The organism is Betaproteobacteria bacterium, from assembly GCA_009377585.1.
GTDB lineage: Bacteria > Pseudomonadota > Gammaproteobacteria > Burkholderiales > WYBJ01 > WYBJ01.
Window position 1 is genome coordinate 10660 of the sequence record WHTS01000015.1, and the last position, 13064, is coordinate 23723.

General features: G+C 65.5%; 1 protein-coding gene (running past one end of the window). It reads left to right on the forward strand.

Going from position 1 to position 13064, the window contains the following annotated elements; translation table 11 throughout:
* Positions 1 to 13064: the beginning of a tandem-95 repeat protein gene (locus GEV05_07540; GenBank protein ID MPZ43237.1), read on the forward strand. It continues 15697 nt past the right edge of the window; 13064 of the gene's 28761 nt are visible here — the first part of the coding sequence; it begins with the start codon at positions 1 to 3; its stop codon lies beyond the right edge, outside the window.

The window sequence follows — 13064 nt, forward strand, 5'->3', positions numbered from 1 at the left end:
ATGAACCGACGAGCGCACGGCAATAATAGACTCGAACGGCAACGTGGGTGGTGGCGTAATCCCTTCCCTTCGAGCGTGCGTCTGCTCGATCGGCTCGTTTCCCATGCAATCCGCACGCTGGGAAAAACTCAACCGCGCAGAGCCGTGTTCGAGACACTCGAGCCGCGCATTCTGCTTTCGGCGGACCCTCTGCAAGAGACGGGCGACGCGGCGCTGACGTCCTCGCTCACGGAGAACGACGCAGGCGGATTGAGCGTTTCTTACGACGAACCGGCGATCCGCTTGGCGCTCGACCAGGGCCCCATGGCGACAGATCACGGTGCGGCACCTGCAGGCGACGCAGTGCTCCGCAACGTTGCGGAGCTCGATGCGTTGCTCACCGAAGCGGCTGCCCGCATGAAGTACGAAAGCTCGCCTCGGATCGAGATCGCCGATCTCGCAGGCCCGTACCTCGCGCAATCCGCCGGCGACTGCATTCGCTTGGACATCGATGCAACAGGCTACGGCTGGTTCATCGATCCGACCCCGGCGGACGATGACGAATTCGCGTATGACGCAGCGCGTGACCAATGGATTGCGCGCGCCGACGGGGCCGCTGCGGGCAAGGTCGATCTGCTTTCGACTCTCATGCACGAAATCGGCCATCTGCGCGGAGAGCAGCACGCGACTTCGCATGCGCCAACAGGCGATGTGATGCAAGCGTACCTCGGGCCGGGATTGCGCGGATTTCATGAGGGGGGGTTCGACCCGATCGCTCGGAACGGGGACACGGCAACTCGCACGTTATCGATGCCGATGAGCCACGCCGAAGTCGAAGCGCTGACGATCACGCCGACCGTCACCTGGACCGGGACGAGCGGCAGTTGGGAAACGGCTTCCAACTGGAGCACCGGGCTCGTACCGACCGCCAACGACGATGTTCTGATCGATACCGCCGGAACGACACACACCATCTCGATTCAGAGCGGCGCCGCTGCACGTACTCTGCTCAGCAACGAGAATATCGTACTGCAATCGGGAAGCCTCACGATCGGTGCAGAAGCCGAGGTCAACGGCGCGCTGACGCTGAACGGGGGGACGCTCGGAGGAGCCGGTGCGGTGGTCCTGACCGGAACGTTCAACGTAACCGGACAGAGCTCCCTGAGCGGGCCGGGAACGCTCAGGACGCAGGGGACAGCCACGGTGAACCTGGCCGGCGGGCAGACGTTTCTGAGCATCAACGCCGGCAGGACCTGGGTGAACGAAGGCGAGCTGACGGTCGCGGGCGACGATTGGATCTACTTCGGCTACACCTCGGGCGGCACGAACACGCTGACCAACGCGGCGGGTGCGACGCTCAATCTGTCGAGCACGAACGCTGCGCCGCTGAACTTCTATACTGGCACGGCGGTGCTGAATAACGAGGGCGTGCTCAACCTGACGGTGCCGGGATCGCACGCGATCCAGAGCAGCATCGCTTTCCACAACACCGGCACGGTGAACGTCGACGCGGGCACGCTGTCGATCGACGGCGACGGCACGGACAGCGGGCAGTATGCAGTCGCCTCCGGGGCGACGCTGGACTTCGGCGGCGGCACGCGCAACTTGAATGCAGGCACGAACATCACCGGCCTTGGCACGTTGGCCGTGAGCGGCGCGACGCTGAACGTCAACACCGAGCTGGACATCGGCACGACGGGCGCCGCGGTGCACGTGAGCTCCGGGACGCTGAACGTGAACACGGCGCAGAGCATCACGAATCTGGACCTGAGCGGTGGAACCGTCGGCGGCAGCGCTGCGCTCAGCGTGACCGGCACGTTCGATGTCACCGGGCATAGCTTTTTGAGCGGTCCGGGCGTGTTCACCACCGAAGGGGTGAGCACGGTGAACCTGAGCGGCGGGCAGACGTTCCTGAGCCTCAACGCCGGCAGGACCTGGGTGAACGAAGGTGAGCTGACGGTCGCGGGCGACGATTGGATCTACTTCGGCTACACCTCGGGCGGCACAAACACGCTGACCAACGCGGCGGGTGCGACGCTCAATCTGTCGAGCACGAACGCTACGCCGCTGAACTTCTATACCGGCACCGCGGTTCTGAACAACGCGGGCACGCTCAACCTCACGGTGCCCGGCACGCACGCGATCTCCGGCAGCATCGCTTTTCACAACACCGGCACCGTGAACGTCGATGCGGGCACGCTCTCGATCGACGGCAGCGGCACGGATAGCGGCCAGTATGCCATCGACCTGGGGATGATCCTGGCCTTCAGGAGTGGCACGCGCAATCTGAATGAGAACACGAGCGTAACCGGCTTGGGAACGCTGGCCGTCACCGGAGGGACGGTGAACGTCAACAGCACCCTCGCGATCCCTACGCTGAATCTGAGCGGTGGAACGCTGAGCGGCAATGGCGAGTTGATCGTAACGGAAGTCTTCGATGCCACCGGACACGGTTTTCTGAGCGGGCCGGGAACGTTCAGGACGCAGGGCACAGCCACGGTGAACCTGGCCGGCGGGCAGACGTTTCTGAGCATCAACGCCGGCAAGACCTGGGTGAACGAAGGTGAGCTGACGGTTGCGGGCGACGACTCGATCTACTTCGGCTACACCTCGGGCGGCACGAACACGCTGACCAACGCGGCGGGTGCGACGCTGAATTTGTCGAGCACGAACGCTACGCCGCTGAACTTCTATACCGGCACGGCGGTTCTGAACAACGCTGGCACGCTCAATCTCACGGTGCCCGGCACGCACGCGATCTCCGGCAGCATCGCTTTCCACAACACCGGCACGGTGAACGTCGATACGGGCACGCTCTCGATCGACGGCGGTGGCACCGACAGCGGGCACTACTTGGTCGCCTCGGGCGCGACGCTGGACTTCGGCGGCGGCACGCGCAACTTGAATGCGGGCACGAACATCACCGGCCTGGGCACGTTGGCCGTCACCGGGGCGACGCTGAACGTCAACACCGAGTTGGACATCGGCACGACCGGCGCCGCGGTCCACGTGAGTTCCGGGATGCTTAGTGTCAACACGGCGCAGAGCATCACGAATCTGGACTTGAGCGGTGGAACGGTCGGCGGCAGCGCTGCGCTCAGCGTGACCGGCACGTTCGATGTCACCGGGCATAGCTTTTTGAGCGGTCCGGGCGTGTTCGCCACCGAAGGGGTGAGCACGGTGAACCTGAGCGGCGGGCAGACATTCCTGAGCCTCAACGCCGGCAAGACCTGGGTGAACGAAGGCGAGCTGACGGTTGCGGGCGACGACGCGATCTACTTCGGCTATTCCAGCGGCGGGACGAACACGTTGACCAATGCAGCGGGCGCGACGCTCAATCTGTCGAGCACGACCGCGACGCCGCTGAACTTCTATACCGGCACGGCGGTTCTGAACAACGCAGGCACCCTCAACCTCACGGTGCCCGGCACGCACGCGATTGCCGGCAGCATCACTTTCCACCACACCGGCACGGTGAACGTCGACGCGGGCACGCTCTCGATCGACGGCGGCGGCACGGACAGCGGGCAGTATGCAGTCGCCTCCGAGGCGACGCTGGGTTTCGGCGGCGGCACGCGCAACCTGGGTGCAGGCACCAACGTCACGGGCTCGGGTATGTTGGCCGTCACCGGAGCGACCGTCAACGCGAATAATCTGCTCGAGATCGCGAAAACCGGCACCGGCCTGCATGTCGGCAGCGGGGCCTTGAACATCGGCGCCGGCGTCCTGTCGGGACAGTTGGTGGCGGCGACGATCAGTGGCGGCGCGCTCAATTTCGACACGGCCGACCCGGTTATCTTGCCGAACGTGGTCATGAGCGGCGGGACGCTGGGCGGCACCGGTGACATCACGGTGACCGGCACGTTCGATGTCACCGGGCATAGCTTTTTGAGCGGTCCGGGCGTGTTCGCCACCGAAGGGGTGAGCACGGTGAACCTGAGCGGCGGGCAGACATTCCTGAGCCTCAACGCCGGCAAGACCTGGGTGAACGAAGGCGAGCTGACGGTTGCGGGCGACGACGCGATCTACTTCGGCTATTCCAGCGGCGGGACGAACACGTTGACCAATGCAGCGGGCGCGACGCTCAATCTGTCGAGCACGACCGCGACGCCGCTGAACTTCTATACCGGCACGGCGGTTCTGAACAACGCAGGCACCCTCAACCTCACGGTGCCCGGCACGCACGCGATTGCCGGCAGCATCACTTTCCACCACACCGGCACGGTGAACGTCGACGCGGGCACGCTGAGTTACGCGAACTCTCTGGCGAACGCCGGCACCGTGAGTGTCGCAGCGGGTGCACGCTTGAGCGTCGTCGGCAACCTGATGACGAGCGAGCAAAGCACGATCCGCGTCGGTCTCGCCAATGCCTCGACCTTCGGCGTGGTAGCTGCGACCGGCTCCGCCAGTCTTGCCGGAACCCTGGCGGTGTCCCTCGAGGGCGGTTACCAGCCGCTCCTGGGCGAGATCTTCGACGTGTTGACCTACGCGAGCCGCACCGGCGCCTTCAGTGTCCTGCGCGGCGAGAGCCCTGACGCACAGGTGGACTTCAGCGTCGACACGGCCACCGATCCAGGCGTCCTGAAGGTGACGAACGTCACCGTCAGCACCGTGCAGCCGGGAACCGACCTCGTACCCTCCGATTTTGGCGTCGCTGCGGGATCGGAGCTGCAATCCGGAAACACGGTCACCGTGCAATGGACAATAGGCAATGCAGGAAGCGTGGCAGCCGCCACGGCCTGGACCGACCGGCTGGTCGTTCGCAATCTCGGGACGAATGAAGTCCTTGCCGACCTGCAGGTCCCTTACGACGTCGCCATCGAAGGCGCGCTCCCGGGCGGCGGCAGCATTCAGCGCCAGGCAACGTTTACGCTGCCACCGGGCAATCGCGGCGCGGGCAATTTGAGCTTCACGCTCACGCTGGACGTCGCCAACAGCGTGACGGAAACAAACCCGCAAGGGCTCGCCGAAATCAACAACGCGCTCGCGGCAAATCTCGCCTCTGCGCTCGCACCGTATCCCGATCTGGTCGTCACCGACGTGACTCCGACACCGGCGGCCGGTTGGCTTCCCGGCGACACCGTAAGTCTCACCTGGAAGACGCGCAACGACGGCGATGCGCCGACCACCGGCTCCTGGACAGAGACCGTGCGCGTGCGCAATCTCACCACGGGACAAACGCTGCTCACGCTCGACGTTCCCTACGACGCCGCAGCCTCGGGGGACATCGGCGCAGGCGAGGTCCGCGATCGGACCGTGAGTCTCGTGCTTCCCGCCGGTGCGAGCGGGCGCATCGAATTCACGGTCAGCGCGGATTCGGCCTCCCAACTCTTCGAGAACAATCCCGCCGATACGGCGGAGACCAACAATGCCGCGGCATCCGTGGTCCTCTCCGCGCCCGATCTCATCGTCGACGAGCTTGCAGCCAGCACCACGGCGCCGGTGACCGGCGATCTGATCACGATCACGTGGGACGACGTCAACACCGGGAACACGCCGTTGGCGGGGGGCTGGTTCGACCGCATCCGCGTCGTCAATCAGACGACGAATACGGCCTTGCACGACGAGCACGTGCGCTTCGATCTGCCCGCAGGTACGACGCTCGCGCCCGGGCGGGCGCTCGCACGCACCTACAGCTTCCGTCTCAGCGATGGGAGCGCGGGCGTGGGCAATCTGCAGATCCAGGTCACGGCGGATCAGAACGCCTCGGGAGCGGGCGCCGTCGTGGAAGCCAACGCCGCCGGAAACGCAGAGACCAACAACAGCGCGGACATCGACGTCGTCGCGACGCTCGCCTCGTATTCCGATCTCACGGTGAGCGACGTGGCAGTCAATCCCGAGCTCGGCTGGCAGCCCGGGGACGCCGTGACGGTGAGCTGGAAGACCCACAACCAAGGCGGCAAGGCGACGAGCGGTTCGTGGACCGAGACGTTGCGGGTGCGAAATCTCGCCACCGGACAGACCCTGTTTACGATGGCGGTTCCTTATGACGCCGCGGTGTCAGGGGCGATCGATCCCGGCGCATCGCGCGATCGCGATACCACGCTGATCTGGCCCGACGGGACCCATGCCCTCGGGCTGTTCGAATTCACGGTCACGACCGATAGCAACGCGCAAGTCTTCGAGCACAACGCCTCCGGGACCGGGGAGACCAACAATACCGCTCAGCGCTCGCTGGTATCCGCACCCGATCTTCAAGTCGTGAATCTCTCGGCGCAGGCTCCGGCTCCGCAGGCGGGCGGCACCATCGTCCTGAGCTGGAACGATCTCAATGCGGGGAATGCGGCGCCGAGCGGTGGCTGGTCGGATCGCATCGTCGTGCAGAACCTGACGACGAACGAAACGCTCGTCGAAGCGTTGCTGCCGTTCGTGCCGTTCGCCGGGAGCAACGGCAGCGCTCCGGGCGCCGGCGAATCGCGGCCGCGCAGCTTTTCGCTGACGCTGCCCGACGGAACCCGCGGCACCGGCCAGATCGAAATTCAGGTGACAACCGATGCCGGCGCCCTCGTGCCGGAAGTCGACGCAAGCGGTGCGGGCGCCGAGGGCAACAACACGGCCATCCTGACGCTCACTTCCGCCGCTGTCGCCTACCCCGATTTGCGGGTGAGCGATTTGCAGTCCCCCGTATCCGCACGCGGCGGCGACGACGTTCTGCTCACCTGGACGGTGACCAACGCGGGTGCGGTTGCCGCGGCGCAGGGCTGGTCGGATCGAATCATCCTGAGCGACGATGCGACCATCGGCGATGCCGACGACATCACCCTCGGCACCTTCCTCCGCCCGAACGGATTGGCGCCGGGCACAGCCTACACCACGAGTCACTCGGTGGAGATTCCCGACCGGATCGCCGGGGCGTGGTTCCTGTCCGTCGTCGCCGATGCGCTCGGGCAGGTGGCCGAACCGGATACGCGTGCGGACAACACGCTCACGCCACCCGTGCCGATCGCACTGTCGGCGCCGTTCGCCGACTTGCAGCTCGAAGTGGCGACAGCGCCGGCCGAGATCATCGAAGGCGCGTCGGCCACGGTGTTGTGGCGCGTGGTCAATCGCGGCGACAGCGCGACGGACATGAGCCAGTGGAAGGACGCGCTCTATCTGTCGGCCGATGAGGTGATCGACGCATCCGACCTGTTGCTCGGCCAGTTCCAGCACGACGGCGTGCTCGCGCTCGGCGCCTCCTATACGACGAGCGCGACCATCACGGCGCCCACCGGTATGCCGGGCACCTACCGGTTCCTGATGCTCATCGATTCGGTGGGTCAGGTCTACGAAGGCGCGTTCGAAGGCAACAACGCCGGCGCCACACTGAACCCGACGCAGATCCGCATAACGCCGGCCCCCGATCTCGAGGTGCAATCGGTCGAAGGTCCCCTCGAAGCCGTGACAGGCGCGCAAGTGGCCGTGACCTGGACCGTGGGCAATACGGGCGAGGCGCAGGCGCAATCGCCGTGGACCGATCGCATCTATCTCAGTGCCGACGAGACGTTGACCGGCGCGGTGCAGATCGGTGCGCTGACCATCACGGAGCCGCTCGCGGACACCGGTTCGTATACCCGAACCTTGAACGTCACCCTGCCCGACCGTCCCGACGGCAGCTATCGCCTGATCGTCGTCTCCGACGCGGCGAACCAGGTGTTCGAGCAGGGCCGGGAGACGAACAACCGCTCGAGTGCTGCGATCGCGATCCGGCATTCCGACCTCACCGTGGCGTCCGTTTCGGTTCCGCCTGCTCCCACGAGCGGCGATGCCATCGAAATCGGCTGGCGCATCGAGAATGCGGGCACCGATGCCGCAGAGGGGACGTGGCTCGACCGCGTCTATCTCACGTTGAACGGCCAGGTCGACAGCCAAGCGCGCGAGTTCGGCACGGTCGAGCACGCAGGGCCGTTGGCTGCGGGTGCGACATACGATGGCGCGCTGCAGGTCACGCTGCCGGTGGATTTGTCCGGCTCGTATCAGATCGTCGTGGTCTCCGACGTGGCCAACGCGGTCCACGAATTCGGCTTCGAGCAGAACAACCACCGCGCGGCTGCCCTGGAGATCGCGCTAGCGCCTTATGCGGACCTGCAGATCGTGCAGGCTACCGGCCCATCCGGCGAGCTGATCGCGGATCCGGCGCGGATCACGGTGACGTGGACCGTTGCCAACGAAGGCACCGGAGCGGGCTTCGCAGCGGAGTGGAACGATACCGTCGTCGCCTCCGCGGATGCCGTCCTGGGCAACGCCGATGACATCATGCTCGGGCAATTCCGGCACTCGGGAGGGCTCGCGGCCGGCGTCGAGTACGAGCGCTCGGAAACCTTCTTTCTGCCGCCCGGGTTCACGGGGCGCTATACGCTGTTCGTGCGCACCGATGCGGCGGAAGAAGTGTTCGAGAACGGTTTGGAAGCGAACCACGCGCCGGCGGCCGCCGCGCCGCTCGACATCATGCCGATTGCCTACGCCGACCTGGCCATCAGCGACGTGACTGCCGCTGCCACCGCCAAGTCGGGTGGGCCCTTGTCGGTTTCCTGGAAGGTTACCAACGAAGGCATCGGGCGCACCGACGCGAGCCGATGGTACGACCAGGTCATCGTCTCGCGGGATCCCGCCGGAACGCAAATCGTGACCAGCGAGGCGTTCGAGCACCTCGGTGTATTGGGCGATGGCGAGCGGTACGAACGCGACATCGACATCGACCTGCCCGAAGGCATCACCGGCACGGTGTATGTCACCGTCTCGACCGCCGGCCCGTTCGAATTCCTCTATACCGACAACAACCGCGGCCTCGCCGGGCCGGTGACCGTCACGCTCGCGCCGAGCGTCGACCTGCGCGTCAACGACATCGTTGCGCCGGCAGCCGCCTTCGAGGGCGACGAGATCGAGATCAGCTGGACGGTGGTCAACGACGGCGAAGTGACGGCGCTCGAGCGCTGGAGCGACAGCATCATCCTGCGCCGCGCCGGCGGCGCTGCCCTGCCGGTGATCCTCGGATCGTTCGTCTACGACCGCGGCCTCGAGCCCGGCAAGAGCTACACGCGCACGGAACGCTTGCGGCTGCCTTCGAAGCTCGAAGGCGCGTGGCAGGTCGAAGTGACGACCGACGTGGCGAATGTGGTCTACGAGCACGCAGCCGCTGCGAACAACAACATCCTGCTCGACGACGCCGCGCTCGCGGTCGATCTGAAGCCGCGTCCCGATCTGCAAGTCGCAACGATCACGGCGCCCGCCAGCGTCTCTTCCGGCGGCACCGTGCAAGTGTCGTTCACCGTGTTCAACCGCGGCAGCGTCGCCACCACCAATCCGCGCTGGCAGGACAACGCCTATCTGTCGCTCGACGACAAGATCGGCGGCGACGATATTCTGATCGGCAGCATCCAGAATGGATCGGCACTCGAGTCCGGGCAAGGATACAGCTCGCAGACCGGAACCGCGGTCGTGCCGCTTCGCTTTCGCGGCGACGGCTTCATCATCGTGCAGGCCGACGCGTCCGCATCGATCGAGGAGTATCCGAGCCAGTTCGAAGCGAACAACACGCGCGCGGTCGCGATCCACGTGGAGCCCGTGCCGCTCGCCGACCTGCTGACCAGCGAGGTGGTCGCGCCGGTCCAGGGTCTCTACGGCCAGGAGATCGAAGTCCGCTATCGCGTCACCAACGAGGGCTCCGCGCAGACCGACAAGGCGACCTGGACCGACACCATCTGGCTTGCGCGCGACAAGACCCGCCCCAACCCCGGGGGCAACGGCGCCATCCTGCTCGGCTCGGTGACGCACGAAGGCAGGCTCGAGCGCGACGAGAGCTACCTGGTCACCACGCGCGTGCGCGTTCCAAGCGTGATCGAGTCGGGTCTGTACTACATCACACCATGGACCGACGCCTACGACGCGGTGTTCGAAGACACGCTCGCATCCAACATCAATCCGGACGATCCGAACGAGTTCGACAACAACAACTACAAGGCGCGGGCGATCGACATCATCGGCAACCCGATCCCGCCGCTGCCCGATCTCGTCGTCGCCTCGGTCACCACCGACGGACCCGCGAGCGCGGATGTCCCGTTGATCGTCACCTGGGTGGTCGAGAACACTGGCGAAGGCGATGCGGCGGATTGGATCGATACGGTGTGGCTATCCGATCAGTCGGATATGAACGCACCGAATGCGAAGACCTGGGCGCTGGGCAGTTTTCAGCGGGTCAGCGCGCTCGGCTCGCTCGAAGCGTACACGAACACCCAGACCTTCGAGCTATCGCCCGCCGCCAAAGGGCAGTATGTCATCGTCAAGGCCGACACTGCCTTCATACCCTCCGTGCAGGAGACCGACGAAAACAACAACACGACGGTCGTAAGCGCAGCCGTGGCCACCCCCCCGGCCGACCTGCGCGTCACGTCGATCACATCGCAGCCGGTCAACTATTCCGGCGAGAAAACGCGCATCACGTGGACCGTCGTCAACGAAGGCGGCGCAGTCTGGGGCGGCTCGCGGCTGTGGACCGACACCGTGTTCATCTCGCCCGATCCGACCTTCATTCCCAGCCGCGCGACCCCGCTCGGCACGTTCGTGCACGCGCTCGGCGACGGGCTCGCGCACGGCGAATCGTACACGCAGGATGTCGAGGTCACGCTGCCGGCGGGCATCGGCGGCGATTTCTTCCTCTACGTGTTCGCGGATGGCAGCAGCGGCGAAGACCTGAGCGGCGGCATCAATACGTTCTCACTCGGTTATTACGGCGTGCACGTCTGGGAGGAACTGAACGGAGCCAACGCCCTGCGCAGCGAGATCCCGGTGATCTACCGCGAGCCGGATCTGCAAGTGACGGCGATCACCGTTGCCGACGGCGAGATCGGCTCCGGCGACACGGTTCCGGTGACGGTGACGATCTCCAATCTCGGCACGCGCGCAACGCGCCAGTTCAGCTGGCTGGATCGGCTCTATCTGTCGGAAGATCCGTCGCTCGATCCGACCGACCTCGCGCTCGGGGAGTTCAAGCGTTTCGCTCCGTTGGAGGCCGGCGCGAGCTACAACCTGAACACAACGGTGCGGATGCCCGAAGGGGCGAGCGGGCCTTTTTACCTGATCGCCTATGCCGACTCGGACGTCGAGGGCAGCACCGGCGCCGGCGCCCCGGCTCCCACGGAAGTATCCGGCGTGAGGCTGCGCCACGACGCCGTGCCGGAATTCCGCGACGAGGGCAACAACATCTCGGTGCGTGCGATCGACATCGTGCTGCGGCCGGCGGCCGACTTGCGCGTGAGCACGGTCATCGCGCCGCAGCGCGTGCTCGTCGGTCAGACGCTCGACGTGAGCTATACCGTTACCAATGCCGGCCCGGGCCCGACGCCACCGGACCAGACCAATTGGGAAGACCGCATTTATCTGTCTGCGGATCCATTCCTCGATCTCAACGCCGATCGGTATCTCGATCGCGTGCGCCACACGGGTGCGCTGGCGAACGGTGCGTCCTACCAGGTGCAGCACGCGATCCGCCTGCCGCGCGACATCATCGGCGATTACTACGTGTTCGTGGTGACCGATCCGACGCGCAGCGGTGCACTGCGGGGTGCGGTGTACGAAGGCACGAGCGAGACGAACAACGCGACGCCCTCTGTGCAGCCGGTGTTGATCGAGTTGCCGCCGCCGTCTGACCTGGAAGTGAGCGACATCGACGTCGCCGGCGTCCTCACCGCGGGCGAAACGGTGAACGTGGCGTTCACGGTCGTCAATAGCTCGGACTTCGCGGCCGAAGGGACGTGGGTCGATGCGGTGTACATCTCGGCCGACAGCGAATGGGACATCGGCGACCGGCTGATCGGCAAGGTGGAACATAGCGGTGGGCTCGCACCGCAGATGAGCTACACCGCGCAGCTCTCGGCCGCGCTGCCGCCGCTGAGGGAGGGGCAGTATCGGCTCATCGTGCGCACCGATGTCCTCAACGAGGTGTACGAAGGCGCGGCCGCCGCGCTCGACGAGCTCAATAACACCACCCCATCGCCCGATCCGATCACCGTGCAGGTTCCCGAGTTGCACCTGGGCGTGCCGCTCGCGGCGACGCTCTCGCCAGGCCAGGTGCGGCTCTACAAGATCGAAGTCGGGCAGAACGAAACGCTGCAGGTGAGCCTCACGACCACGCAGCAGTTGGCATCGAACGAAATATTCATTCGCTATGGCGAGGTGCCGGACGGCTTCGTCTTCGATGCGGCGTTCGAGAACCCACTGCAAGCCGATCAGGTCGCCACGATTCCCTCGACCCAGGCCGGCGTTTACTACGTCTTCGTGCGCGGGCAGTCGGGCCCCACGCCGAACGCGCCGATCACACTCACCGCGCGCACGCTGCCCTTCTCGATCACCGGTGTGACGCCGGACCAGGGCGGCGACAGCAAATGGGTCACCATGCGCATCCACGGCGCGCGCTTCCAGCAAGATGCGATCGTGAAGCTGGTGCGCCCCGGCGTCGAAGAGATCGAGCCGTCGCGATACGAGGTGATCGACGCCACCACCATCATCGCGACCTTCGATTTCACCGGCCGCGATCGCGCGCTCTACGACGTGAAAGTCATCAATCCGGACGGGGCCGAGGCGATCGTTCCGTACCGCTATCTGGTCGAGCGGGCGTTGCCGATCGACGTCACCATCGGTCTCGGCGGCCCGCGTGTGCTGCCGGCCGGCAGCAGCGGCTTGTACGGGGTCTCGCTGCAAAGCCTCACCAACGTCGACACGCCTTACGTGTACTTCGAGTTCGGTGCGCCCGAGATCGGCGTCAACGCGGAGATTTTCGGGTTGCCGTTCGTGAGCTTCAACTCCAACGTGCGCGGTGCGCCGGATGGGCAGCGTGAAGACGTGCCGTGGGCAAGCCTCGATTCGGAGGTGAATACCACCGGATTCATGATGGCCCCCGGTTATGCCCTCGACGTGGTCGCCGACGGCTATGTCGGGATGAGCTTCTCGGTGCTGACGTACGCCGGCTTGAAGGAGATGTTGGACCGCGACCCGGTCGCTTTGCGGCGCACGCTCACCGACGCATTGCCCAAGCCGTATTTCGAGGTCGATCCGCAAACCGGTCTCACGCCATTCGAAGCGCTGATGACCCATCTGGAAGATCACATCAC